The 25561-nt window shown below is 68.6% G+C and carries 23 protein-coding genes; 6 read left to right on the top strand and 17 right to left on the bottom strand.

Annotated elements, in window-relative coordinates; translation table 11 throughout:
* Nucleotides 1–4 precede the first annotated feature (4 nt).
* Nucleotides 5–2353 (top strand): cytochrome P450/oxidoreductase, encoded by a 2349-nt coding sequence (locus EJO71_RS23160; protein ID WP_125951227.1) that lies wholly within the window; start codon nucleotides 5–7, stop codon nucleotides 2351–2353.
* Nucleotides 2354–2357: 4 nt separating this feature from the next.
* On the opposite strand, the gene EJO71_RS23155 is transcribed toward EJO71_RS23160, so the two are convergent.
* The 6 genes from EJO71_RS23155 to EJO71_RS23130 form a co-directional block, all read right to left on the bottom strand.
* Entirely contained in the window at nucleotides 2358–4094 is a 1737-nt protein-coding gene (locus tag EJO71_RS23155; RefSeq protein ID WP_240651502.1) for an ATP-binding protein, read from the bottom strand.
* A 68-nt stretch (nucleotides 4095–4162) separates the two neighbouring features.
* A complete protein-coding gene (locus EJO71_RS23150) occupies nucleotides 4163–4879 on the bottom strand; it encodes a response regulator transcription factor (protein WP_125951229.1) in 717 nt (238 codons plus the stop codon).
* Between the two features lie 71 nt (nucleotides 4880–4950).
* Entirely contained in the window at nucleotides 4951–5547 is a 597-nt protein-coding gene (locus EJO71_RS23145; RefSeq protein WP_125951230.1) for a GNAT family N-acetyltransferase, read from the bottom strand.
* A 72-nt stretch (nucleotides 5548–5619) separates the two neighbouring features.
* The gene (locus EJO71_RS23140) at nucleotides 5620–6423 is read right to left on the bottom strand and encodes an SDR family oxidoreductase (protein ID WP_125951231.1); all 804 of its coding nucleotides are present in this window, start codon (nucleotides 6421–6423) and stop codon (nucleotides 5620–5622) included.
* Nucleotides 6424–6519: 96 nt separating this feature from the next.
* A complete protein-coding gene (locus tag EJO71_RS23135; RefSeq protein WP_125951232.1) occupies nucleotides 6520–6900 on the bottom strand; it encodes a YciI family protein in 381 nt (126 codons plus the stop codon).
* Nucleotides 6901–6937: 37 nt separating this feature from the next.
* Nucleotides 6938–8191, bottom strand: coding sequence for an RNA polymerase sigma factor (locus EJO71_RS23130; RefSeq protein WP_125951233.1), 1254 nt, complete (start codon nucleotides 8189–8191; stop codon nucleotides 6938–6940).
* Nucleotides 8192–8315: 124 nt separating this feature from the next.
* On the opposite strand from EJO71_RS23130, the gene EJO71_RS23125 reads away from it, so the two are divergent.
* Nucleotides 8316–9788 carry an amidase gene (locus tag EJO71_RS23125; protein WP_125951234.1) on the top strand — a complete coding sequence of 491 codons (1473 nt, stop codon included), beginning with the start codon at nucleotides 8316–8318 and terminating at the stop codon, nucleotides 9786–9788.
* 15 nt (nucleotides 9789–9803) lie between these two features.
* Here the strand turns inward: EJO71_RS23125 and EJO71_RS23120 are convergent, their stop codons facing one another.
* From EJO71_RS23120 to EJO71_RS23100, 5 genes are all read right to left on the bottom strand, one after another.
* Nucleotides 9804–10604 carry an alpha/beta hydrolase gene (locus EJO71_RS23120; protein ID WP_125951235.1) on the bottom strand — a complete coding sequence of 267 codons (801 nt, stop codon included), beginning with the start codon at nucleotides 10602–10604 and terminating at the stop codon, nucleotides 9804–9806.
* Nucleotides 10605–10694: 90 nt separating this feature from the next.
* Nucleotides 10695–11534, bottom strand: a complete 840-nt coding sequence (locus EJO71_RS23115; protein ID WP_125951236.1) for a proteasome-type protease — start codon at nucleotides 11532–11534, stop codon at nucleotides 10695–10697.
* A gap of 34 nt (nucleotides 11535–11568) precedes the next feature.
* Nucleotides 11569–14199: a DNA mismatch repair protein MutS gene (mutS, locus tag EJO71_RS23110; RefSeq protein WP_171022415.1), complete on the bottom strand. Its 2631-nt coding sequence runs from the start codon at nucleotides 14197–14199 to the stop codon at nucleotides 11569–11571.
* Between the two features lie 93 nt (nucleotides 14200–14292).
* Nucleotides 14293–14517 (bottom strand): XRE family transcriptional regulator, encoded by a 225-nt coding sequence (locus EJO71_RS23105; protein WP_125951238.1) that lies wholly within the window; start codon nucleotides 14515–14517, stop codon nucleotides 14293–14295.
* Between the two features lie 106 nt (nucleotides 14518–14623).
* Nucleotides 14624–16141, bottom strand: a complete 1518-nt coding sequence (locus EJO71_RS23100) for a sensor domain-containing diguanylate cyclase (protein ID WP_125951239.1) — start codon at nucleotides 16139–16141, stop codon at nucleotides 14624–14626.
* A 238-nt stretch (nucleotides 16142–16379) separates the two neighbouring features.
* Here EJO71_RS23100 and EJO71_RS23095 point away from each other — a divergent pair, with 238 nt between their 5' ends.
* Genes EJO71_RS23095 through EJO71_RS23085 form a run of 3 tightly spaced genes read left to right on the top strand, consistent with a single transcriptional unit; the run spans nucleotide 16380 to nucleotide 19406 of the window.
* Entirely contained in the window at nucleotides 16380–17357 is a 978-nt protein-coding gene (locus tag EJO71_RS23095) for a magnesium and cobalt transport protein CorA (RefSeq protein WP_125951240.1), read from the top strand.
* Nucleotides 17358–17409: 52 nt separating this feature from the next.
* A complete protein-coding gene (locus EJO71_RS23090) occupies nucleotides 17410–17877 on the top strand; it encodes a MarR family transcriptional regulator (protein ID WP_125951241.1) in 468 nt (155 codons plus the stop codon).
* Nucleotides 17878–17912: 35 nt separating this feature from the next.
* Nucleotides 17913–19406: a DHA2 family efflux MFS transporter permease subunit gene (locus tag EJO71_RS23085; RefSeq protein WP_164546894.1), complete on the top strand. Its 1494-nt coding sequence runs from the start codon at nucleotides 17913–17915 to the stop codon at nucleotides 19404–19406.
* 9 nt (nucleotides 19407–19415) lie between these two features.
* Here the strand turns inward: EJO71_RS23085 and EJO71_RS23080 are convergent, their stop codons facing one another.
* The 3 genes from EJO71_RS23080 to EJO71_RS23070 form a co-directional block, all read right to left on the bottom strand.
* The gene (locus tag EJO71_RS23080) at nucleotides 19416–20249 is read right to left on the bottom strand and encodes a siderophore-interacting protein (RefSeq protein ID WP_125951243.1); all 834 of its coding nucleotides are present in this window, start codon (nucleotides 20247–20249) and stop codon (nucleotides 19416–19418) included.
* A gap of 52 nt (nucleotides 20250–20301) precedes the next feature.
* Complete coding sequence (locus EJO71_RS23075) at nucleotides 20302–20868, bottom strand: PadR family transcriptional regulator (RefSeq protein ID WP_125951244.1); 567 nt, start codon at nucleotides 20866–20868, stop codon at nucleotides 20302–20304.
* A gap of 96 nt (nucleotides 20869–20964) precedes the next feature.
* On the bottom strand, nucleotides 20965–22113 hold the full coding sequence (locus EJO71_RS23070; protein ID WP_125951245.1) for an NAD(P)/FAD-dependent oxidoreductase: 1149 nt from the start codon (nucleotides 22111–22113) through the stop codon (nucleotides 20965–20967).
* 72 nt (nucleotides 22114–22185) lie between these two features.
* Here EJO71_RS23070 and EJO71_RS23065 point away from each other — a divergent pair, with 72 nt between their 5' ends.
* The gene (locus EJO71_RS23065) at nucleotides 22186–22626 is read left to right on the top strand and encodes a MarR family transcriptional regulator (protein WP_125951246.1); all 441 of its coding nucleotides are present in this window, start codon (nucleotides 22186–22188) and stop codon (nucleotides 22624–22626) included.
* Here EJO71_RS23065 and EJO71_RS23060 read toward each other — a convergent pair.
* From EJO71_RS23060 to EJO71_RS23050, 3 genes are all read right to left on the bottom strand, one after another.
* Nucleotides 22623–23975 (bottom strand): cytochrome c peroxidase, encoded by a 1353-nt coding sequence (locus EJO71_RS23060; protein ID WP_240651499.1) that lies wholly within the window; start codon nucleotides 23973–23975, stop codon nucleotides 22623–22625. The genes EJO71_RS23065 and EJO71_RS23060 overlap by 4 nt on opposite strands.
* An 81-nt stretch (nucleotides 23976–24056) precedes the next feature.
* Nucleotides 24057–24938, bottom strand: a complete 882-nt coding sequence (locus EJO71_RS23055) for a 2OG-Fe(II) oxygenase (RefSeq protein WP_125951247.1) — start codon at nucleotides 24936–24938, stop codon at nucleotides 24057–24059.
* 8 nt (nucleotides 24939–24946) lie between these two features.
* Nucleotides 24947–25561, bottom strand: coding sequence for a hypothetical protein (locus EJO71_RS23050; RefSeq protein ID WP_125951248.1), 615 nt, complete (start codon nucleotides 25559–25561; stop codon nucleotides 24947–24949).

Raw genomic sequence — 25561 nt, 5'->3', positions numbered from 1 at the left:
CGCCATGCCCGACACCGCCTTGCCTTCACGTGCTTTCGGCTGCCCCGTTGCGCACGGCCCGCTGTCTTCCGAGCGCACGCCCACCGGCTGCCCCGTGAGCCAGCGCGCCACCGGCTTCGACCCCTTCGAGGACGGCTACCAGCAGGACCCGCCCGAGTACGTGCGCTGGGCGCGCGAGCAGGAGCCCATCTTCTACAGCCCGAAGCTGGGCTACTGGGTGCTCACGCGCTATGCGGACATCAAGGCCGTATTCCGCGACAACATCACCTTCAGCCCGTCGAATGCGCTCGAGAAGATCACCCCGACCGGCGAGGAAGCCAACGCGGTGCTGGCCTCCTACGGCTTCGCGCTGAACCGCACGCTGGTCAACGAGGACGAGCCCGCCCACATGCCGCGGCGTCGCGCGCTGATGGACCCCTTCACGCCCGAGGCGCTGAAGCACCACGAGCCGATGGTGCGCGAGCTGGCGCGCGAGTACGTCGATCGCTTCATCGACGACGGCAAGGCCGACCTCGTCGACCAGATGCTGTGGGAGATTCCGCTCACGGTGGCGCTGCACTTCCTCGGCGTGCCCGAGGAAGACATGGACACGCTGCGCAAATATTCCATCGCGCACACCGTCAACACCTGGGGCCGCCCGAAGCCCGAGGAGCAGGTGGCCGTTGCGCACGCGGTCGGCAACTTCTGGCAGTACGCCGGCAAGGTGCTCGCCAAGATGCGGCAGGACCCCGACGCGCCCGGCTGGATGCAGTACGGCATCCGCAAGCAGATGCTGCACCCCGAGGTGGTGACCGACTCGTACCTGCACTCGATGATGATGGCCGGCATCGTGGCCGCCCACGAGACCACCGCCAACGCCACGGCCAATGCGGTGAAGCTGCTGCTGCAGCACCCGCACGTGTGGCGCGAGCTGTGCGAAGACCCGGGGCTCATTCCCAACGCGGTGGAAGAGTGTCTGCGCCACAACGGCTCGGTGGCCGCATGGCGCCGGCTGGTCACCAAAGACACGCAGATCGACGGCGTCGACCTGCCCGCGGGCTCGCGCCTGCTGATCGTCACCTCGTCGGCCAACCACGACGAGGGGCACTTCGCCGATGCCGACCTGTTCGACATTCGCCGCGACAACGCCAGCGACCATCTCACCTTCGGCTACGGCTCGCACCAGTGCATGGGCAAGAACCTGGCGCGCATGGAGATGCAGATCTTCCTGGAGGAGTTCACGCGCCGGCTGCCGCACATGCGGCTGTCGGAGCAGCGCTTCACCTACGTGCCGAACACCTCGTTCCGAGGGCCCGAGCACCTGTGGGTGGAGTGGGACGCGGCCGCCAACCCCGAGCGCGCGAACAAGGGCCTGCGCGACGTGCAGGTGCCGGTGCGCATCGGCGAGCCCTCGGCGCATTCGATCGCTCGGCCCGTGGTGGTCGAGAGCGTGACGCCGGTGGCCGATGGCGTCGTCAGGCTGCGCCTGGCGTCGCCCGACGGCAAGCCGCTGCCGCGCTGGACGCCCGGCTCGCACATCGATGTCGAATGCGGCACGCCCGAGCTGTCGCGCCAGTACTCACTGTGCGGCGACCCTGACGAGGCTGGCGTGTTCGAGATCGCCGTGCTCCGCGAGCCCGAAGGGCGGGGCGGCTCGTCGTGGGTGCATGCGAGCGTGAAGGCTGGCGACCGGCTGCGCATTCGCGGCCCGCGCAACCACTTCAGGCTCGACGAGTCGCTGAAGAAGGCGATCTTCATCGCCGGCGGCATCGGCATCACGCCGGTGAGTGCGATGGCGCGGCGCGCGAAGGCGCTCGGCATGGACTACGAACTGCACTACAGCGGCCGCAGCCGCGGGAGCATGGCCTTCGTCGACGAACTGGCCGCGCTGCATGGCGAGCGCCTGCACGTGCATGCCGCCGACGAGGGAAGGCGCAACGACCTGCAGGCCTTGCTCGCGCAGCCCGTACCCGGCGCTCAGGTCTACGCCTGCGGTCCTTTGCGCATGCTCGAGGCGCTGGAGAGCTGCTGCGCCGTCTGGCCCGAAGGCGCGTTGCGCGTGGAGCATTTCGAATCCACGCTGGCCACGCTCGATCCGACGAAGGAACACGCCTTCGAGGTGGAGCTGAAGGACTCCGGCCTCGTCCTCACCGTGCCGCCCGACCAGACCTTGCTGACCGCGCTGCGCGCCGCGAACGTCGACGTGCAGAGCGATTGCGAAGAGGGCCTGTGCGGATCGTGCGAAGTGCGCGTGCTCTCCGGCAAGGTCGACCACCGCGACGTGGTGCTCACTCGGGTGGAGCGCGACGCCAACACCAAGATGATGGCCTGCTGCTCGCGCGCCTGCGAGGGGCGGCTGGTGCTGGAGCTCTGATGCTTCAGGTGGCGAGCGGCATGCGCAGCGCCACCCGGGTTTCGCCGGGGCGCGACTGCAGATGCAGCTCGGCGCCGAGGCGGCGGGCTCGCGTGCGCAGGCTGCGCAATCCGGCGCCTGCCGTCTGGCCCTCGACCGCGAAACCACGTCCGTCGTCGCGCACGCTGAGCTGCAACTCGGCGCCCGCGCGTGCCACGGTCACGTCCACGCGCCGGCTCGCGCTGTGCTTGAGCACGTTGGTCAGCGCCTCCTGAAGGAAGCGCATCAGGTCCAGGCTCTGTGAAGGCGGCAGCTCCAGCGTGTCGATGCCCGACACCTGCCAGCGGCAGTCGATGCCGTTGGCGTCGAGCAGCTCCGAGCTGCGGTGGCGCAGCGGCACCAGCAGTTCGCCGAGCGCGCGGGCGCCGTCGTCGCGGCCGGTGGCGTCGATGATGAGCCGCAGGTCGTCGCGCAGGCGCTTGAGCATGGCGAGCAGCTCCGGCGCGCTGAGGTTCTCGGGCTTGCGCTCCAGCGTCGCGATGCTGCCCACCAGCATGCCGCCGAGCCCGTCGTGCAGGTCGCTCACCAGGTTCACGCGCTCGCCGATGCGCGCGTGCGCCAGCTCCAGCGCGTGCTGCTGGGCCAGCGTGGCGGCGAGCTCGGCCTTGGCCGCGTTCACTTCCTCGATCAGCTCGGTGTTGAAGTTCTCGATGCGCCGCAGGCTCTGCGCGAATCGTGCGGCCTGCGTCAGCGCCATGCCCAGCAGCAGCACGTACGACGACATGTTGGTGTAGTAGATGTTGCTGTCGATCACCTGCGTGAACACCAGCAGGTCGTGCGCGCCCGTCACCGCCGAGATCGCCATGAAGGGCGCGATGGAGCGCACCGGGCTGCCGCGATGGCGCCAGCCGTACACGATGGCGCTGCTGTTCACCACGATGATCGTGAGGCCGCCCACCAGCGTCCAGATGGCCCGGTGCGCGGCGAGCGAGGGCTCGGGCGCCAGCCACAGGTCGAGCACGCCGGCCAGCGCCACCAGCGCAGCCGCGCCTTCGAGCCGGGGCAGGCGGCGCCCGCAGTAGCGCAGCACGAACAGCAGGTACGACACGCTGAACACCAGCAGCAAAGAGGTGTTGAGCGCCTGCCAGTGGTGGTTGGAGCCGAACGGCCAGGGGCTGGTCGCGATCTGGTTGTAGGCGAACAGAAGCCACAGCACCGACATCACGGCGAACCAGCCGTAGGCCGTCTCGCGCCGGCGCAGCCACCACCAGGCCGCGAAGAAAGCCGAGACCGCCGCGCTGACCGCCAGGCCCAGCACCTGCAGGTCACGCCGTACCAGCCGCTCTCGCTCGAAGCGCGACTGCATGGCAGCCGGCTCGCCGATCTCTACCGGCCCCAGCCCCGCCTGGTAGGGCGCCAGCCCCGACACGCGCACCAGCAGCGTGTTGGTGCCCGGCTTCAGCAGCGGCGGCGCGAGCAGCCAGTAGCGCGGCGTGTTCCAGGCGCGCGTGAGCGGCTCGACCAGGCTGTCGTCGCGCGAGATCGTCGTGCCGTTGAGCGAGACCTCGCCGGCCATGTTCAGGTAGTTCAGCAGCAGGCCGGTTTCATGTACCTGCGCGGACTGCTCCCACGTGAGGCGGTACCAGACAACGCCGTCGAAGCCGGGCCAGCGGCCGGCCCAGCTGTCGGGCAGGGTCACGGGCGTCCAGCCTTCGGCGGGCGGGGACGTGTCGTTCCAGCCGGTGCCGCGCACGGCCTCCACGCTCAATTCGGGTGCTGCGGCCCGGGCCCAGGCCGGGCAGACCGCGAGAAGCAGGAGGATCGCGCCCGTCAGCGCAGCAAGCCATGCCTTCGCGCCTCGAAGACCGCTTCGGTGCGCGAGCTGACGGCGAGCTTGCGGTAGATGTTCTTGGTGTGGCATTCCACGGTCAGTCTGGAGATCGAGAGCGACTCGGCCATGTCGCGGTTGCTCAGGCCCTGGGATACGAGCTCGAGTATCTTGCGCTCGCGGCGCGTCAGCGCGGCCGGGGCGTCGGCCGCCGTGGCGTTGCCGGCGGGCGGCGCCGGTGCGTCCGCCGGCGGCTGGTGCGCCGCCAGCCAGGCGAGGATGTGGCGCGCGATGCTCGGATCGATGGGCGCGCCGCCCTGCTCGATGCTGCGCAGCGCGATGCCCAGTTCGACGTCGTCGCGCTCCTTCAGCAGGTAGCCGATGGCGCCGGCCCGCAGCGCCGCGAAGATGATCTCCTCCGTTCGCCAGGCCGAGATCACCACCGCCGGAATGGCCGGGCGGTGCGCCTGCAGCCAGCCGATGAGCTCCACCCCGCTGCCGTCGGGCAGGCCGATGTCCACCAGCACCAGGCCGTAGTCGTGTTCGTCGAGCAGCTGGCGGGCGCCGGCCACGCTGTCCGTCACCGAGATGCGGTTCTCGTCGCAGCCGAGCGTCGACAGCACGTAGCGCAGGCGTTCCTGCATTGCCGGGTCGTCCTCGACGATCAGCGTGGGGCTCAGCGAGACGGGTTCGGCGTCTTCCAGGGGGGAGGGGGACATGCGGCGGATTTTTCGGCCAACCTGACGCGGCGGGTGGAACGTATTTACTTATTTTCCCGGTTTGCTGCCAACTATTGCCGCGGAGGCCTGCACATGATCAGGTACGCCGAGTCGGTGACCGGCTCACGGTGCTCCGCGGCGCCCCGGAAGCCCAGCCGTTCGTAGAAAGCCACGCTGCGTGGCGTGAAGGTTTCCAGGAAGCAGGGCACGCCTGCCTCGTCGGCCTCGGCCAGCGTCCGCGCCAGCAGCCTGGCGCCCAGCCCGCGCCCCTGCGCGGCCGGCGAGATGCCGAGGATCGACAGGTACCAGGCGTCTGCCGGCACCACGGCCGGCGAGCGCTCGGCCATGAAGTCGACGATGCGGCGGTAGTTGTCGAGGCCCCGGGGGCCCAGCGTGGCGGCGAGGTATTCGCTCTTTGCCGCCGACTCGGCCGCGTCGACTGCTTCCGACCGAGGCAGCAGCCAGGCCGCCGCGCCGAACCGGGAGTCTTCGGCCGTGAGGTAGCGGCCGGTGCGCGCGGCCTCGCCCAGCGAGTAGGCGAAGTAATCGGCGAGTACTGCCTTGCGGGAGAGCATGTCGTGCTCGAAGTCGACGGAGATCGCCAGGTAGAACGGATCGACGATCAGGGCGTCGGCCAGCGCGGGTGCTGACGGGAAGTCGGGCTGCATGCGGAATCGGCAAGGTTCGGGAATGACCCGGGCGATTCTAGGGAGCCAGGCTTGCCCGGCCTTACGCCGGTATTAGTCGAGCGTGACGCCGCCGCTCAGGTTCAGCACCGCGCCCGTCATCGCACCGGCGCCTTCGGAAGCCGCGAACAGCGCCGCAGCCGCCATCTGGTCGAGCGAGGGCAGCCGCTTCACCAGCAGGCCGGGTGGATTGGCCGCGAGCATCTGCTCGACCGTGAGCCCCATGCTCTCCGCCGCCGGGCGGAACACCTCGCGGGCGTGCGAGCCGGCGGTCACTGCCTCGGGAATGGCGTGCGAGCGGATGCACACCGTGCGGATGTTGAAGGCAGCCAGCTCGCCCGCCATGTGGCGCGAGAGCGCCTCCACGCCCGCGCAGGCCACCGCATGGCCCAGGTAGCCCGGGCCGGGCAGGCGCGAGGCCGGCGTCGACACCGAGAGGATCACGCCACCGCCGCGCTTCGCCATGTGCGGCGCGACGGCCCTGGCCGTGAGAAAGCAGGCGCGGGTGTATGCATGCACGGGCAGGAAGAAGTCTTCCAGCGGCAGCGCCGACAGCGGCGTGCCCTGCACGTGCATGACGCCGATGGCGTTGAGCGCGATGTCGATGCCGCCGGTGCGGTCGGCCACCCCGGCGGCGTGGCGGAGCATGGCCTGCTCGTCGAGCGCGTCGACCACTGCTGCCTCGGCGTGCCCACCCGCGGCTGCGATGGCGCTCAATGCCGCGTCGAGCCTGGCGCGGTTACGCCCCGTGATGAACACCCGGGCGCCTTCACGCGCAAAGGCGCGGGCCACCGCGCCGCCGATGGCACCGCCGCCACCGTGAACCACCACGCACTTGTCCTTGAATGCCTGCGACATCGTCTTTTTCTCCTCGGATTGCCGCCCGCGACATGCGGGCGTTCCAACCAAGGACGCGGGGCGACGGCCCGACCCGACACCGCCGGCCGATTTTTTTCAGACCTGCGGAATGCGCGCCGGAATCACGCCCGGGTCGTACCAGGTGACCGGCCGGATCTCGAACACGCCGCCCTCGAAGGCCAGTCGGTGCGCGGCGTGCGTCGCTTCCTCGACGGACTCGCACTCCACGATGTAGATGCCCATCAGCTGCTCCTTCGTCTCGGCGAAGGGGCCGTCGGTGACCAGCGGGTGCATGTCGCCCGCCCGGCGCACGGTGGTGGCCACGTTCGGCATCAGCCGCAGCACCGTGCCGAGCTTGCCCTGCGTCTGCAGGTCGTCGCGCAGGTCTGTGTGGCGCTCGAGCATTTCCTCTTCGATGCCGGGTTCCCAGGCGGCCACCGCGGATTCGGAACCGTAGATGAGGATGGAATAGAGCATGGTCTTCCTTTTTTGGGGCGTGGTTCGTGGAGGGAGATCAGTCCGGCGCGCCGAGGCGGTCGAGCATCGCGCGGATGTGTGCGGCCTCGGCGGCGGTTCGGGCCAGGCCCAGGGCACGCGCGAAGGAGGCACGGGCCTCGCCGGTGCGCTCCAGCTGCATCAGCAGCGCGCCCTGCAGTCCGTGGAAGTGAAAGTAGCTGTCCAGCGCGTTGGCCAGCGGCTCCGTCAGCGTCAGCGCGACTTGCGGCCCGTGCAGCTTGTGCACCGCCACCGCGCGGTTCAGCGTGACCACCGGCGAGGGCTGCAGGGCTTCGAGCGCGGCATACAGGCGATCGATCTCGGCCCAGTTCGTGTCTTCGGGGCGTGCAGCCTGCGCGTGGGTGGCGGCAATGGCGGCCTGCAGCTGGTAAGGCCCGGGCCTGCGCTGCCGCAGCGCGCCTTCGACCAGCGCGAGGCCCTCACTGATGAGTGCACGGTTCCAGCGTGCGCGGTCCTGGTCTTCGAGCAGCACGACCATGCCGCCGGCATCGAGCCGCGCATCGGCGCGCGCATGCTGCAGCAGGAGCAGGGCGGCCAGGCCCATCAGCTCGGGCTCGCCGGGGAACAGCTCCAGCAGCAGCCGCGCGAGGCGTATCGCCTCTTCGCACAGCGCGGTGCGCACATGCTCGTCGCCGCCGCTGGCCGAGTAGCCTTCGTTGAACAGCAGGTAGACCGTGGTGCACACGGCCGCCAGCCGCTCGTCGCGCTCGCGCCGGCCCGGCGTGTCGAAGGGAATGCCGGCCGAGGCCACGCGCTTCTTGGCGCGGGTGATGCGCTGTTCCATGGCGCTCTCGCCGACCAGGAAGGCACGCGCGATCTCGCGCACCGACAGGCCCGAGACGATGCGCAGCGCCAGCGCGATCTGCTGCGTCAGCGGCAACTCGGGGTGGCAGCAGACGAACAGCAGGCGCAGCACGTCGTCGCGGTAGTGCGCCTGGTCGAGCTGCTCGACGAGCGCGGCTTCAACGTCGTCGAGGTCGGAGACGAGCGTGTCGTCTTCGGGCAGCGGTTCGTGCTGGCCGCGCCGGCGCACTTCGTCGAGCGCCGCGTTGCGCCCCACGAAGATCAGCCAGGCCAGCGGGTCGCGCGGCGGGCCGCTCCCGGGCCAGTGCCGAAGGGCGCGCAGGCTGGCTTCCTGGAAGGCCTCCTCCGCCGTGTCGAGCTCGCGGAAGTAGCGCAGCAACGCGGCCACCGCGCGCGGACGCGAGGCGGTCAGCGTGGTGGCGATCCAGGCGGTGTCGTCGTCGGTCATGCAGCGCGCTTGTTTGTCCTTCGTTCCTGCTCACCCAAGGACGCACCAGTATGCGTCGCGCCGACACGCTCGGCAAAATCGGACGCACTTTCCTCACCGAGAAACAAGAAATGGAGCAATGCGAATGACGCTGGCAATGAGCTGGAGCGAATGGGCCGATCACGACGGCATCGGCCTGGCCGAACGGGTCCGCAAGGGCGAAGTGACGGCGGCGGAGCTGGCCGCGCAGGCGGCGGCCGGTATCGCGAGGCTCGATCCGCAACTCGACGCGGTCGTCGAGGTCTTCGACGACGTGGTGGCCGATCCGCTGAAGGACGGCATGAACCCCGGGGGCGTGTTCGCGGGCCTGCCCTACCTGATGAAGGACCTCGGTCCCACGCTGAAGGGCCGGCTGCAGGAGTTCGGCTCGATGATGATGCAGGGCCATCGCCCGGCGGCCGACAGCTTCCTCACGCAGCAGCTGCGCAAGGCGGGCCTGAACATCGTGGGCCGCAGCACCACGCCGGAATTCGGCGTGTGCAGCTCGGCCGAGAACGCATTCCACGTCACGCGCAATCCCTGGGACCTCGCATACACCACCTGCGGCTCATCGGCCGGCACGGCGGCGATCGTGGCTGCCGGCGTGCTGCCGCTGTCGCATGCCACCGACGGCGGGGGCTCCATCCGCATTCCGGCGGGCGTGAACGGCAACATCGGGCTGAAGGTGTCGCGCGGCGTGTTCTCGCTGGCGCCGGGGCTGTCGGACCTTTCGGGGCTGGTGTCGATCCAGGGCTGCCTCAGCCGCACGGTGCGCGACACGGCCGCCTTCGTCGACCATTGCCGCGGCGGCGCGCCCGGCGAGTTCATGCCCTTCTGGTCGCCGGACGAGCCGTACAGCGAACTCATCAAGCGCGACCCGGGCCGCCTGCGCATTGCGCTGTCGCACGAGTGGGGCGACTTCCGCGCCACGCCGCATTTCGTCGCCGAGCTGGAGCGCGCGGGCAGGTTCCTCGAAGGGCTTGGCCACCATGTCGAGTGGGTGCTGCCGGAGGTGGACTTCCGTACGGCCTTCGACGCCCAGACCACCTGCTACATCAGCAACTTCGCGCAGGTCATCGACGGCCACCTGCACCGGCTGGGCCTGGAGCGTCCGCCGGCCGAGCTGCTGGAGCCGATCAACATCAAGATCTGGGAGGCCGGGCTGCACACCTCGTACACCGAGCGCGCGAAGATGCAGGCGGTGTTCAACAGCACCTCGCGCGCCTTCGGCGATTTCTTCCAGCGCTGGGACATCATCCTCACGCCGATCACCGCGCTGCCCACGCCCAAGGTGGGCACCAGCGAGTACCTCACGACCAGCACGAATCCCTCGGTCTACGACTGGTTCGCCAACCTCTGGAAGAACTTCGCGTACACGCCGCTGGCCAACCTGTGCGGCATGCCGGGCATTTCGCTTCCGATGGCGGCGCAGGAAAACGGGCTGCCGCTGGGCATCCAGGCGCAGGCGGCCCAGGCGAACGACGGGTTGCTGCTGCAGCTGGCCGCGCAGATCGAGCGGGCGCTCGGGGGCAAGTGGAACGCGGGCCGCAGGCCGGGAGTGCACGTCACGCAGGCGTGACGGGGCTGCAGCCGCTCAGAGCAGGTTGCGCAGCGCGGCCTCGATGGCCGCGGCCGTCGCCAGCGGCTTTTCCATCGGGAACAGGTGGGTGCCATCCATCATCGCGATGCGGCCCTTGGTGACCTGCTGGGTCATGGTCATGCCCACGCGCTTCATCTCGGCCGACTGGCGCCCGCCGATGAAGGCGGCCTTGCACTTGAGCGGGTGCGCGCGCAGCAGTGCGCCGAGGTTGTGGGGCAGGGTGTTGTAGATGGCGGTTTCCACGTCGCGGTCGAAGCTCAGCGCGCGGGTGTCTTCCGCATCGAAGGTGCCGTGGTCGATGTAGTCGTGCAGCACCTGCTCGTCCCACTTCGCGAAGGCCTTCTTGCTGCGGAAGTGCTCGAACACCGCCTCGCGGTGCTCCCAGCTGTTCTTGCGCTTGCGGCTGATGGCGCCGGGCGAAATGCTCTTCATGAGCGGCGTGCGCTTGACCACGTTGAGCGTGTTCGCGCGCCAGCCGCCGAGGATCGGCGAGTCGATCAGCAACACGCCGCGCGCCAGCTCGGGGTGCTGCGCGGCGCACATCAGGCTCAGGAATCCGCCGAGCGAATGGCCGATGAGGAACACCGGGCCGCCCGCGCGGTCGGCGCGAGCCTTGGCGAAGTCGGCCAGCTGCTGCACCAGGTGCGGCCAGTTGTCGGTGACGGGGTACTTCGGGTCGTGCCCGAATTTCTCGATGGCATCGACCTCGAAGCCGCGGTTGCGCAGGCTGTCGAGGACGACGCGGTAGGTGCTCGCGGGAAAGCTGTTGCCGTGCGAGAAGACGACGGGGGGCATCACGGCCGCCGCCGGGCCGCCCCAAGGCGGCCGAGCCTCCCCCTCGGGGGGTGGAGAAGCACACGAAGTGGCAAGCCGGGGGGCATCATTTCAGATCAGCTTTTCGTCGGGAGTCGAGATCTTGCGCAGCGCGCTGTGGCGCGTGGCCGGCATCTTCAGCGGGTGCTCGGTCTGGCTGTCGTCCCACACCGGGTCTTCGATGCTGTCGAACACCTCGCGCAGCTTCTGGCCCCAGCTGTTGTGCACCATGCGGTAGTAGGGGTTGTCGGCGTCGATGCAGATCACGCGGTCGGTCTCGAGCTTGTTGGCCTCGTACACCACCAGGTCGAGCGGCAGGCCGACCGACAGGTTCGACTTCATGGTCGAGTCCATCGACACCAGCGCGCACTTGGCGGCTTCGTCGAGCGGCGTCTCGGGCGTGAGCACGCGGTCGAGCACGGGCTTGCCGTACTTCGACTCGCCGACCTGGAAGTAGGGCGTCTCGGTGGTGGCCTCGATGAAGTTGCCGGCCGCGTAGACCAGGAAGAGGCGCATGCCCTCGCCCTTGACCTGCCCGCCGAAGATGAAGGAGACGTTGAAGTCCAGCCCCGCGTGCTTGAGCGCCTCGGCGTCGCGGTCGTACACGTGGCGCACGGCCGAGCCCAGCACGCGCGCGGCGTCGAACATGCTCTTGGCGTTCCAGATGGTGATGGGATCGCCCTGGGAGCCGTCTTCGCGGGTTTCGCGCAGTTCCTCGATCTGGAGGATTTCGCGTACCGACTGCGAGATGCTCAGGTTGCCCGAAGAGAGCAGCACCATGACGCGGTCGCCCGGCTGCTCGTACACGATCATCTTGCGGAATGTGCTGATGTGGTCCACGCCCGCGTTGGTGCGCGAGTCGGAGAGAAACACCAGGCCGGCGTTGAGTTTGATGCCTACGCAGTAAGTCATGGGTTCAGGTTCATCTGGCATGAACTGTGCCGGGTCATGCGGCGCCGAGTTCACGTTTGTTCAGTTTCTGAAGGGCATACAAGGCATCGAGGGCCTCGCGCGGGCTCATCGTGTCGGGGTCGAGCGCGGCCAGCGCGGATTCTACGGCGCTGGCCATGGGTGTTTCGGCCACCGGGGGCGGTGCGAACAGGTCGACTTGTGCACGAGTTTGCGCATGTTGCGATTCAAGTGCCTCCAGCGCCTGCCGCGCATGGTTGACCACCGCCGCGGGCATGCCCGCCAGCCGCGCCACCTGGATGCCGTAGCTCTTGCTGGCCGGGCCGGGCTGCATTTCGTGCAGGAACACGATGTCGCGGCCCGCTTCGGTGGCGCTCACGTGCATGTTCACCGCGCCGTGGTGCGTGGCCGGGAACTCGGTCAGCTCGAAATAGTGCGTGGCGAACAGCGTGAAGGCCTTGCTGCGGTCGTGCAGCTGGGCGGCGATGCCGGCGGCCAGCGCCAGGCCGTCGAAGGTGCTGGTGCCGCGGCCGATCTCGTCCATCAGCACCAGCGATTGCGCCGTGGCGCTGTGCAGGATCTGCGCGGCCTCGGTCATTTCGAGCATGAAGGTCGACTGCGCGTTGGCCAGGTCGTCCGCCGCGCCTATGCGGGTGTGGATGGCATCGATGGGGCCCAGCCGGCAGGCGGCAGCCGGCACATGCGAGCCGATGGAAGCCAGCAGCACGATGATCGCCACCTGCCGCATGTACGTCGACTTGCCGCCCATGTTGGGGCCGGTGATGACCTGCATGCGCTGCTGCGGCCCGAGCTGCGTGTCGTTGGCGATGAATCCGCCCGATGACTTCTCGGCCAGCCGTGCTTCCACCACCGGGTGGCGGCCCTGCTGGATCTCGATGCAGGGGTGCGACACGAAGCTCGGCGCGCGCCAGTGCAGCGTGTGCGAGCGCTCGGCCAGCGCGCACAGCGCGTCGAGCGTGGCGATGCCGCCCGCCAGCTGCGTGAGCGCGGGCACCGAGGGCTGCAGCGCGTCGAGCAGTTGCTCGTAGAGCCACTTCTCGCGGGCCAGGGCGCGGTCTTGTGCGCTCAGGGCCTTGTCCTCGAAGGCCTTCAGCTCGGGCGTGATGAAGCGCTCGGCGTTCTTCAGCGTCTGGCGGCGGCGGTAGTTGTCGGGCACCTTCGAGAGCGCACTTTGCGTTACCTCGATATAGAAGCCGTGCACGCGGTTGAACTGCACGCGCAGGTTGCTGATGCCGGTGCGCTCGCGTTCGCTGACTTCGAGCTTCAGCAGGAAGTCGTCGCAGTTCTCGCTGATGGCGCGCAGCTCGTCGAGCTCGGCGTCGTGGCCGGTGGCGATCACGCCGCCGTCGCGCACCAGTGCGGACGGATCGGGCTTGATGGCGCTTGTCAGCAGGTCGGCGCAGCCGGGCGGCGGGGCGAGCCGCTGCGCGATCTGGCCCAGCAGAGCGGCCGAGGCCGGCAGCATCGGCGCGAGCTGCTCCGCTTTCGATAGCGCGAGGCGCAGCGCCAGCAGCTCGCGCGGGCGCACCTGGCGCAGCGCGATGCGCGCCGCGATGCGTTCCACGTCGCTCGTGTTCTTGAGCTGCTCGCGCAGCGTGCGCCAGGGCGCCGCCGTGGTGCCAGGCACCGTGGCCTGCAGCGCGCCGATGGCCTCGAGCCGGGCCTGCGCCTCTGAACGGTCGCGCCGTGGCGAGAGCAGCCAGCGTTTCAGCAGCCGGCTGCCCATGCCCGTCATGCAGGTGTCGAGCAGAGAGAACATGGTGGGCGAGTCTTCGCCGCGCAGCGTCTGCACCAGTTCAAGGTTGCGGCGCGTGGTGGGCGGCAGTTCGATCAGGTCGCCGTCGCGCTCCACCGAGAGGCGCTGCACGTGCGAGAGCGCGCGGCCCTGCGTGTGCTCGGCGTAGCCCAGCAGCGCGGCCGCCGCGGCATGCGCGTTGGTCAGTGATTCAGCGTTCCAGGCGGCGAGACTGTTGCTGCCCATCTGCTCGGCCAGCTTGCGCTCGCCCAGGCCGCCGTCGAATTGCCATGCCGGGCGGATGGACAGCGTGAAGGGCGTGGCGCTGCGCGCGGCCTTCAGGCGCTGCTCGAAGGCGGGCGTGACTTCGGCGCTGTACAGCAGTTCGCTCGGCGCGATGCGGGCGATCCAGGCTTCGAGCGCGTCGGCCGGGCACTCGGCCAGCCGCAATTCGGCGCCGGTCACGCTGAGCCAGGCCAGCCCGCAGAAGTTGCGCGAGCCCGCGTGCACGGCGAGCAGCAGCGAATCGCTCTTGTCGTTGAGGAGTTCGGTGTCGGTCAGCGTGCCGGGCGTGACCACGCGCACCACCTTGCGCTCGACCGGGCCCTTGCTTGCGCCGACTTCGCCCACCTGCTCGCAGATGGCGACCGACTCGCCCAGCTTGATGAGGCGGGCCAGGTAGGTGTCGACCGAGTGGAAGGGCACGCCGCACATCACCACCGGCTGGCCGGCCGACTGGCCGCGCTGGGTGAGCGTGATGTCGAGCAGGCGCGCGGCCTTCTCGGCGTCGGCCCAGAAGAGTTCGTAGAAATCGCCCATCCGGTAGAAGAGCAGGGTGTCCGGATGGTCGGCTTTGAGGCCCAGGTACTGGGCCATCATGGGAGTGTGTCCAGAGAGGTCTGGCTTGTTCATTTCAATCAATCGCTTGCGATCCATGCCGCCGGTGTCCGGGGCAGGGTAGAGACATTGCCTGGCATTTTCCGCATGGCCCGTGCCGTTCTCCGCTCATTCCGCACGGTGGCCGCCCTCGAGCGGCCACTGCCGGGTCTTGAGCATGAACAGCTCGAACAGGCCGGGTGCCATCGAGCGGTCGCCCGCCTCCCACTGCTGCCATCCGCGCAGCGACGCCTGTACCGTCTGCGCCGCTTCCGTCTGCGTGAGGCCGGCGGCAATGCGGGCGTCGCGGACGGCGGCGGGTGCCGGGCTGGATGGCTTGTTCGGGGAGGGCATGGGGAGCGTGGCGCCGCGGCGCGTGCGGACACGGATGAAAGTGCCGCGGGCATTCTACGTTCAATGCGCGTATCTCCAGGCCGTTGCGCCGGCGCCGGACGCACCCTCAGGCATCTGCGAACTCTTCCTCGCTCACGGCGCGATTGCGCCCGCTTTCCTTGGCCTTGTACAGCGCGCGATCGGCGGCTTCGACGAGCAGCTGTTCCGGCTCGTCCGAGTGCCGGGCTTCCAGCGCTGCAACGCCGATGCTGACCGTGACCCGTCCTTGCGGGCTGGCGCTGTGCGGGATGTCGAGCGCGAGGACCTGGGCGAGTATCTGTTCGGCGACCTTCCGCGCGCCCGGCAGGTCGCTGCGGGGCAGGACCACCGCCAGCTCCTCGCCGCCGTAGCGCGCCACCAGGTCGCCCGGGCGCCTGGCGCTGCGCCTCAATGCCGTGGCGACCGCCTTCAGGCACTGGTCGCCGGCCACGTGGCCGTATGCGTCGTTGAAGCGCTTGAAGTAGTCCAGGTCCAGCAGCAGGAGCGACAGGGCCGTGCCCTCCCTGGCCGCGCGGCGGCACTCGTGCGCCAGCACCTCGTCGAAGCTGCGGCGGTTGGCCAGGCCGGTGAGCTGGTCCTGCGTGGCCAGGACCTCCAGCCGGCGGTTGGCCCGCAGCAGGTCTTCTCGCGCGGCCAGCAGCGAGGCCTCGGCGCTGATGCGGCGCTGGATGTTGACGATCAGCCGCCAGCCCACGGCGGCAACGATCGCCAGCAAGGCCCCCACCACGCCGATCGTCAGCAGCGCCTGGTGCCTCCAGGCCTTCAGCGCCTCGTCGCGGCCGAGCGCCACGGTGGTCAGCACCGGGTAGCGGTCGCTCTTGCGGAAGGCGTAGAGCCGCTTCATTCCGTCGATGCTGGAGCGGAACGACGCGGTGCCCGAGGTGCCGCCGAAGTGGCGCTGGAAATTGGCCGATCCGGAAAAATCGAGCCCGATGGCCTTTTCGCTGTAGGGATAGAGCACCAGCATCTGCCCATGGTTGGTGCTCAGGCCGATGGTGCCGGTGCCGGGGAGCGCGATGGTCCCGAACGCACGCAGGAAGTTCTGCAGGCCCAGGCCGGCGACGACGACACCGGCGAACCGGCCCTCGGCGTCCTCCAGGCGCCGGCTGACCGTGATTCCCCATTCGCCGGTGAACGGATTGCGGATCGGCGGGCTGATGAGAACGTCGTTCGAGCGGTTTTCCCGGTGGTGGATGAAGTACGCCCGGCTGGCGCTGTTGATGCCCTTCGTGAGGGGCCCCTTGGAATACATCAGCCAGTCGCCCCCGGCATCGAGGACGGCCAGGCCGTCGAGCTGGTCGAGCAGGCGCTTCTGGCGCTCGACCAGCGACTGCACGCGCTGCAGCCGCTCCGGCTCGTCGCCTTCGCCCTTCAGCGTCTCGGCCACGCCCTGCAGAAGCATGTCGCTCTGGGTGAAGACGCCCTCGGCGTAGATGTTCAGCGCATTGGCCAGGTTGAGATTGTTGGTGTCGGCCGCGGCCAGCGTCTGGTCGCGCGACGCGTACAACTGCCAGCCCGTGGCCGCCGACACCGAAAGCATGACGGCCAGCAGCAGGGACTTCGCGAGGCGAACGTCCCGTCTCACTTGAGCACTCCCTCGAACGAGGCTGTTTCCATGACTTTCCGCTCCCTGTCTGTCTTTCTGCGCAGCGTCGGTGGCGCGCTGCTCGTCTTCTCGTTTTGTTCTCATCCGCCAGGCAAATCGACCCGCACTCTATACGACCTGGCTGAAGCGGCGGTGGCGAAGCAGTGGGCCGGTGGGGGCTTGCGGCCCTCGTGGCACCATCGGCGGCTTTCGCCAACGTGAACTCCGGGAGATACCGATGCTGATCAATTGCGTCGCCTATGAAAACGGCTCCAAGCTCGCCGACATCTCGGTCGAGGACATCAGCGACTACATCGGCCGGCCGGGCTGCTTCGTGTGGGTGGCGCTGAGCGATGCGTCCGCCGAAGAGCTGAAAGTGATGCAGCAAGAATTCGGCCTGCATCCCCTGGCGGTGGAAGACGCCCAGCATGGCCACCAGCGTCCGAAGATGGAGGAGTACGGCGACTCGCTCTTCGTCGTCATGCACCTGGTCGAGCCTTCGGAGGAGGGCGAGCACTGCACCAACGTGGGCGAGGTTGACGTGTTCGTCGGCGCCAACTACGTGCTGTCGGTGCGCAACCGCAGCAAGCAGGGCTTCCTGGGCGTGCGCGAGCGCTGCGAGCGTGAGCCGGATCTGTTGCGCCACGGCGCGGGCTTCGTGCTCTATGCGCTGATGGACGCGGTGGTCGACCGCTACTTTCCGGTGATCGACGCGCTGGAGGTGGAGCTGGAAGCCATCGAGCAGCAGATCTTCGGCCAAGGCGGCGCGGCGCGCGACAAGATCAGGCAGCTCTACGACCTGAAGCGGCGCAGCATGGTCCTCAAGCGCGCGGTGGCGCCGCTGCTGGAGGCTGCGGGCAAGATGCACGGCGGGCGGGTGCCGCAGATCTGCATGAGCTCGCAGGAGTATTTCCGCGACGTGGGCGACCACCTGGGGCGCATCAACGCATCGATCGACGCCGTGCGCGACACCATCGGCACGGCGATACAGGTGAACCTGTCGATGGTCACCATCGAGGAAAGCGAAGTCACCAAGCGCCTTGCCGCCTGGGCCAGCATCTTCGCGGTGTGCACCGCTTTCGCGGGCATCTGGGGAATGAACTTCGAGAACATGCCGGAGCTGAAATTCCGCTATGGCTACGGGGTGGCGCTGGGGCTGATCGTCAGTACCTGCGGCTATCTCTATTACCGGTTCAGGCGTGCCGGGTGGCTTTGAGGGTGAGGCCGCTAAGGCTCAACTAATAAACATGTAGATAATCGAGTCCCTTATGAAAAGGGACTTCACGCAGCGCTTCGGCTTCCTGGTCAAGAGCGTGGGCAAGCTCTACAGCGAAGAGTTCGACCGCCTCGCGCGCGAACGCATCGGCCTCACAAGCGCACAGTGCCGCCTGCTGGGAGCGCTGGCGATGCGCGGCGATGAAGAACCCCTCTCGCAAGCCGAGCTCGCGCAGCGGCTCGACCTGACCCCGATGGCCGTGGCCGGCCTGTGCGATCGCATGGCCGCGGCCGGCTGGATCCGCCGCGAGCCCAGCCCGACGGACCGCCGCGTCAACAAGATCCACCTGGAACCCAGCGCCGAGAAGGCGCTCGACAGCGCGCTCGGCATCAGCGACGGGCTCAACGCCCGCGTGATGTCGGTGCTGTCGCAGGCCGAGCGCGCACAGCTGCTGGGCCTGCTCGCCCGGGTGCACGGCAGTCTCGTGGAGATCACCTCCGGCGAAGGCCGAAAGTCGTGAGCGTCGCGCCGGGAACCACCGTGCCGCACCGCGGCATGATCACCATCTCGATCATGCTGGCGACCATCATGCAGGCGCTGGACACCACCATCGCCAACGTGGCCCTGCCGCACATGCAGGGCAGCCTGCAGGCCTCGCAGGACCAGATCACCTGGGTGCTCACCTCGTACATCGTGGCCTCGGCCATCGCGCTACCGCTCACCGGCTGGCTGTGCGGGCACTGGGGGCGCAGGCGCGTGTTCATCATCTCTGTGATCGGCTTCACGGTGGCCTCGGCGCTGTGCGGGCTGGCGACCTCGCTGGTCGGCATCGTGGCCGCGCGGCTGCTGCAAGGCATCTTCGGGGCGGCGCTGGTGCCGCTGTCGCAGGCGGTGCTGCTGGACATCAACCCGCGCGAGAAGGTCGGCCAGGCCATGGCGATCTGGGGCGCGGGCATCATGGTCGGGCCCATCCTCGGGCCTCTGCTGGGTGGCTGGCTCACCGAGAACTTCGACTGGCGCTGGGTGTTCTTCATCAACCTGCCCGTGGGCATCTTCGCCTTCTGGGGTATCGCACGCTACCTGCCCGAGAGCCGGCCGCAGGGCGAGAAGCTCGACATCTTCGGCTTCGTCACGCTGAGCCTGGCCATCGGCATGCTGCAGCTCTTCCTTGACAGGGGCGAGCAGCTCGACTGGTTCGAGTCGTGGGAAATCAAGCTGGAGGCGGCCGCCGCGCTGGTGGCTTTCGGCTTCTTCGTGGTCCACACCTGGACGGTGCAGGGCGTGTCCTTCTTCGACCGCGACCTGCTGAAAGACCGCAACTTCGTCACCGGCCTGCTGTTCGCGTTCATCGTCGGCATGATCCTGTTCGCGACGATGGCGCTGCTGCCCAACTTCCTGCAGGGGCTGATGGGCTACCCGGTGGTCTACACGGGCGAGGTGACGGCGCCGCGCGGCGTGGGAACGATGATCGCGATGATCATCGTGGGGCGGCTGGTGCAGCGCATCGACGTGCGCGCGATCATGGCGGTGGGCTTCGGCCTCACGGCGTTCTCGCTCTACCAGATGACGCGGCTCACGCTGCAGATGGACAGCACGCTGATCGTCGTCTCGGGCTTCATCCAGGGGCTGGGCATCGGCTTCACCTTCGTGCCGCTTTCCACCGCCACGTTCGCCACGCTGGCGCCGAGGCTGCGCAACCAGGGCACGCCGATCTTCAGCCTGCTGCGCAACATCGGCAGCAGTGTGGGCATCTCGATCGTGCAGGCTCTCCTGACCGAAGGTTCGAGCAAGGCGCATGCGCAGATCGCGGCGACCGTGGCGCCGGGCAACGTCGCGCTGTCGACGCTGCCGCAGATGATGTCGCCCGACACCGCGACGGGGCTCGCGCTGCTGAATGCCGAGGTGACTCGGCAGGGCGCGCTGATCGGCTATCTCGACGACTTCGCCATCATGATGATCATCACGGTGCTGGCGATTCCGCTGTTGCTGCTGATCCGCAGCCCAAAGCGCAGTGCGGCGACCTCGGGACCTGCCGAAGTGCCGCACTGAAGAGGCGCGTTACTCGTCGTGCGAATCGTGCGTGGCTGCCGCGCCGCGGCGCCAGTAGCCCGAGGCCCGGGTCCACTTCGGGTTCGCGCCGCGCTCACCCACCAGGTGCGTGCGCAGCGCCTTGGCTATGGCCGATTCGCAACCCACCCACGCATGGAAGTCGCCGACTGGCAGCTGCATCGATTTCAGCGCGTCGAGCAGCACGGGGCTCAGGCCCGGTTCTGCGCCGCGGCGGTGCACCCACTTCAGCGTGAGTTCGGCCTGCGTGTCGAAGGGGATCTCGTCGGCTTCGCTGTCGACTTCGGCCAGCACCACCACGCGCGTGCCGGCGGGCAGTTCGGCCAGGCGACGCGAGATGGCGGGCAGGGCGGTGTCGTCGCCGATCAGCAGGTGCCAGTCGAACTCGGTCGGCACGATGAACGAGCCGCGCGGGCCGCCCACGCCGAGGATGTCGCCGGGCTTGGCCTGCTCGGCCCACTGTGTGGCGGGGCCGGCTTCGTGCAGCGCGAAGTCGATCTCGAGCGTGCCGGCCTTCTCGTCGTAGCGGCGCGGCGTGTAGTCGCGCATGGTCGGGCGTCCGTCGGGCCACACCGGGCCGTCGGGGCCGGCCGTGGGCAGCGTGAGCTTGCCGGCGGCGTCGGGAAAGAAGATCTTCGCGTGGTCGTCGAAACCGAGGCTGATGAAGCCCGCGAGGTCGTCGCCCGCGAGCGTGACGCGGATCAGGTGCGGCGTCACGCGCTGCACGGTTTTCACCGCGAGGCGGCGAAAGCGCAGGTCGTGGCGCACGCGGCGGGGCGTGCGGTCGGGCGCGGTGGAAGCAGATGAAGTGCTGAAGTCAGTCATTGCGGAAATCCTGTCTTGAACAGGGCGGGTTGGGATTCGGATTGCAGGCCCCTCAGATCCTTTCGATCTGCTGGGCCGCGGCGTCGAGCACCGCGGCGAACTCGTGGGCCTGCTGCTCGGTCAGCGGCGAGCCCGTCAGGCGCATGCGCATCGCGAGCTTGAGGTTCTCGATGGCGCGCGTGACCTGCGGCGGGCGTCCGCCGCGCGGGCCGGCGCCGTCGACGCCGCCGCTCATGCGGGCCATCATGGCGTTGGCCATCTCGCGGTTGGCTTCGAGGAATTCGCGGCCGCTGTCGGTGATGGTGTAGCTCTTGCGGCCGCCGTCGGCGGTTTCGACGCTGAGGTAGCCCATTTCCTCGAGCAGCGTGAGGGTGGGGTAGACCACGCCGGGGCTGGGCGCGTAGCTGCCGCCGAGGCGGTCTTCGATGGCCTTGATCAGCTCGTAGCCGTGGGACGGCTTGCTGGCAATGAGCTGCAGCAGCACGAAGCGCAGGCCGCCATGGCCGAACACGCGTCCGCCGCCACGCCCGCCGCGGTGTCCGCGGCCGCCTGAAAGGCCGTCTTCATGTTCGCCGCGGGCGGTGCGGCAGTGGTGATGGCCGAGGTGGAAATGTCTCATGTGGGGCATCCTTTCTGATGTGTATCGGAATTATTTTAGATATATCTAAAATAAAGTCAAACCGATACATGTCGGATGCCCCGGCGCAGGGCGCGCTCAGGCGGCGACGGCCCTGTGCTCCTGCAGATGTGCCAGCGTCAGGGCCTCGCCGATGTGCGACATCTGCACGGCGGCGGCTTCGGCCGAGCCTTCCGCGGCCTCGGCGACGCGCTCGAACATCTGCATTTCGTAATGGGTCACGGCCGTGGCCCAGTCGTTCTCCTGGGCCAGCGAGGCGGCGAGCTCGACGGCGTCGCGCATCGCGGCGTTCACGCCTTCGCCGCCGAACGGTGACATGACGTGCGCCGCGTCGCCCAGCAGCGTGAGTCCGCGCCGGGGCGCCCAGCAATGGCCGACCGGCAGTGCGTGGATGGGGCGTGCGACGAACTGGTCGTTGCTCGCGCGGAAGAGGTCGGTGATGGCATCGGCATAGCCGGAGAACTCGTCGATCAGCGCATTGCGCACCGTCGCGGGCGACGAGAAGTCGAAGCGCTTCGCCGCCCAGTCCACCGGCACGCGGAAGATCGCGTAGCCGCGGATATGCGCGTTGCCGTTGCGCTGGGCGATGATTTCCTTGCCGTCGCCTTGCGCTTCCAGCTTGCCCCGCCCGACGAGCTGCGCGACGGCTGGATGGCTGCGGTCCACGTCGTCGATGCCGAACTCGATGAAGGTCAGGCCGCTGTACTGCGGCTTGTAGGGCGACAGCAGTGGACGCACGCGCGACCATGCGCCGTCCGCGCCGACGACCAGGTCGAACGGGCCGGCTTCGCCGCCGTTGGCGAACAAGAGGTTCCATTGCCCGCCTTCCTGCAGCCGCATGTCGCTCAGCGCGCAGCCCCATTGCACGCAGCCGGCCGGCAGCGAGGCCAGGAGCATGTCGCGCAGTGCGGTGCGGTCGACTTCGGGGCGATTTCCGGCGGATGAGTCGGGTTCCTCGAACAGGACTCGGCCGGACTTGTCGAGCAGCCGCGAGCCCTGGTCGTCATAGCGCGCGATGCGCAGGAACTCGCTCTCCAGCCCGGCGCGTTGCATGGCCAGCAGGCCGGAGTCTTCGTGCAGGTCGAGCGTGCCGCCCTGCGGTCGCGCGAGCGGGTTCTCTTCGCGCTCGAACACGGTGGCGTGGATGCCGGAAAGATGAAGGATGCGCGCCAGCGTGAGTCCGCCGGGGCCGGCGCCGACGATGGCAATGCGCGGATGGGTGTGCATTCTGCTTGTTCCGTGAAAAGGATAGGTTCCTATTCATATTAGCATAGGAGCCTATGAAGATAGAATGCCGGCATGACCGACGACGAAGCCTCCAACCCCCTCAGACTCATCGGCCGCGTGACGCGCGGCTTCACCCGCATCGCCGATGGCGGCCTGCGCGAGTTCGGCTTCGCGGTGGGGCAGTTGCCGGTGCTGGTGTCGCTCAAGAAGAGCAAGGCGCTGTCGCAGGCCGAGCTCGCGCGCATCGCGCAGGTGGAGCAGCCCAGCATGGCGCAGCTGCTGGCCCGCATGGAGCGCGACGGGCTGGTCGAGCGCGTGCCCGATCCGGTGGACAAGCGCAGCCGGCTGATCTCGTTGACCCCGCTTGCCTCGCGGCGCCTGCCCAAGGCCAAGACGCTGATGGACACTCACGCGCAGGAAGCGTTGGCAGGCTTTTCCCCTGAAGAGGTTGAGCAGCTGACTGCGCTGCTCGTGCGGCTCAACGCGAACGTCGAGCGGATGGGCGGCGGCTAGCCGCGCTGCTTCGCGGTTGGCGCGGCGGGCGCGTTCTTCTGGTCCGCGTCCGTCAGCGTGCGCAGGAAGGCCGCCACGTCGCGTATCTCCGCCTCGGTCAGCGCTGGCTTGTCGCCGCGCTTCTGCCCGAAGGGGGCTTCGGTGTTGACGTTGGCGTGGTACTGCTGCGGCAGGTCGTCGTACTGCTGCACGATGCCGCTCGCCGAGCGCGCATACCAGCGCTGCGGCGCGGTGTCGCGCTGTGCGTAGAAGCGGATCGCTTCTTCCAGAGAATGGAATACCCCGTTGTGGAAGAAGCTCTGCCGCACCGCCACGTTGCGCAGCGTGGGCGTGCGGAACAGCCCGCAGTATTCGGGGTGGTCCTTCATGTCGGTGCGATACGGCCCGCACAGGCCGAGGTCGTGGAACGCCGGATCGTCATTCGCCTTGAGCTTGCGGTTGCGCGGCACGCCTAGCGCGATCAGCCCGAAGTCAGTGAAGAGCGGAAACGCGCCGTCCTGCGTGCGCTGGCTGATGTGGCACGAGGCGCAGTTGCCCTTGCTCTGGTCGTTGAAGAGCTGCAGCCCGCGCGCCTCGGCCACGCTGAGCTTCGCCTGGCCGCGCAGCACCGCGTCGTACTTGCTCGTGAACGGATAGAAGTCCTTCGGCGACTGCTGGAACACTTCCAGTGCCAGGCCAGCGGCCTTGAAGGCTGCGTCCGGGGACTTGAACACGTCGTCGCCGAAGGCCTTGCGCAATTCGTCCGCGTAGGCCGCGCGTTCGAGCTTGGCCGACACCTCGGCCACCGATGCGTTGCCCATCTCGGCGGGCGAGAGCAGAGGCATGCCCGCCTGCTCGTGCGCGGAGCCGGCGCGGCCGTCCCACATGTGGCCACCGGTGGGGCCGGCGTCGATGCTGTCGTCGCCGTCGTTGTCGTGGTGGTGCTCGGTGAAGGCGATGAGCGTTTCCAGATAACGCAGCGAGGGCGCGGCGCGCGGGCCCTCCTGCTTGCCGTCCGCACCGCCGAGCTGCACCGACAGCGCGTTCGGCGGCCCCCAGGCGTGCTGCGGATCGTGGCAGCTCGCGCACGATGCCTTGCCCGAGGCCGAGAGGCTGCCGTCGAAGAAGATGCGCCGGCCGATCTCGGTGAGCTGCGCGGCGCTGGGTTGCGGGCGACCGGGCACGGGCGCATAGGTGGCGCCGACGTAGGCGGGCTGCGCGGGCGCAGGCGCTGGGGCTGCCTGTGGCGCAGCTACGGGCGTCGGTGACGATAGCGACGCATCGCGGCCGCATGCCGTCAGCATTCCGCAGAACAGCACGGCCACGGCGAGCAGGGCCGGGCTACGGTGGAGAAGGGGTGTCGCAGGCACGTGAAACTGGAAAAGAGGCGGGCAGGGCCGCAAGGGAGCGGAAGAGAATCGGCCGCCAATAAGTCAGCCATGTGACAGTTCTCATGTCTCTCCCGCGGCAACGAAGCGCCGCTGCCGCATCCACTTGGTCGCCACCCATTTCTCGCCGCGCAGCACCGGTGCGCCCGCATGCAGCGAAGCGTGATCGACCTGTCCGAGGCTGTTGCAGTACTCGAAGTACACCGCGCTGCCGGGCCGTGGCGACACCGACCAGCCGGTTTCGGGAAACACCGTTTCCCCGCCTTCCTCGACCTCGTTGAGGTAGCACACCAGCGTGCTCACGCGCTGGCCGCTGCGCGCCAGCGAGGCCCTGTTCGCTTCGTTCGATGACACCAGGAAGTCGAAGTGCGGCATGCTCTGCGCGCCCGCCGGGTAGTGGAGCACCTGCAGTCCCTCGCCGTTCTCCACCGGCAGGTTCATGAGCTCCGACACCCGCTGGTCGAGCCGCGCGATGAATGCGTTCTCGCGCAGCCGGAAGAACATGCCCTGGCTGCTGCGCTGCATGCCCGCGAGGTCGCGCCCGGTCAGCGGGTCGACCGTTGTCGAAGGCGCGAGCCGCGGTCTTGCGAGCGCGATGAGCTCCTCGCACTCACGTGCGCTCAACACCTCGTTCAGTATGGCCAGGGCCGGCTGCGCCGCGCGCGCAGCCACGCGCACGACGCGGTCCGTGGTACGGATCGTCGTGCCAGGCGGCAGCCTCGATGGCTCGTGGCGGAAGGCCGGCTCCACCGTCACCGAGTCGGTGGGCAATGGACCCCCGGTGCGCAGCGCGAACACGAAGGCATCGACGATGGCCCTCGCGGCGTCGGGCGGCATGGCCTGCGCGCGCATGGCGTCGACCACATCCGCGGCCGCACAGCCCTGGCGCAGGTTGTGCAGAACCCAGTCGCCCAGCGCGGGCTGGAAACGCAGCACGGTATCCATGCGCGGGCTCAGATCTCCGCCGGAATCCAGCCGGTCTCGGTGCGCCTGAAGTTCTGCTTCAACTGCATCGTGCCGGCCCCGCGCACCACGCGGTCGACCATCGGGAAGGCCTTCTGTACTTCGGCATCACCGGTCCATGGAGCGGCATCGATCCTGTACGTGTAGGTCACCACCACCGCTTCGGAAGGCTCCTTGGCGTTCTTGGGCGCTTCCCAGCCGACGATCTTGTCGAGCGTCAGGTGAGCCGCGCAGAAATCGGCCTGGGGCTCGCGTTCGAGGAAGTACTTCTTTCCCTCGCCGGTCAGCGCATAGCGCGTGACTTCGATCTCGCCGGCCTCGGTGTCCTTGTCGTCCTTGGCCTTCGTCTTCTCGGAACTCACCAGCCCCAGCCGTTCCAGCACCGGCATCTGCACCGCATTGCGTGCGCGCGTGCCGGCCTCGCGCTGCGGCACGTCGATGGGCCACTTGTTCTTGCCCAGGCACAGGTCGCCTTTCTTCGCCAGGTAGGCGTTCATGGCGACAGTCAGGTTCTGCAGGTTGGCTTCAGGCTGCTGCGGGCCGCAGCCCGCGAGCACGGCCATGGTGACGGCACCAAGTGCCACGAAGAGAGTCTTGTTGTTCAT

The sequence above is a fragment of the Variovorax sp. 679 genome (assembly GCF_003952185.1).
GTDB lineage: Bacteria > Pseudomonadota > Gammaproteobacteria > Burkholderiales > Burkholderiaceae_C > Variovorax.
The sequence above is the reverse complement of the archived record's forward strand: the minus strand, read 5'-3'. Positions and strand labels throughout refer to the sequence as shown.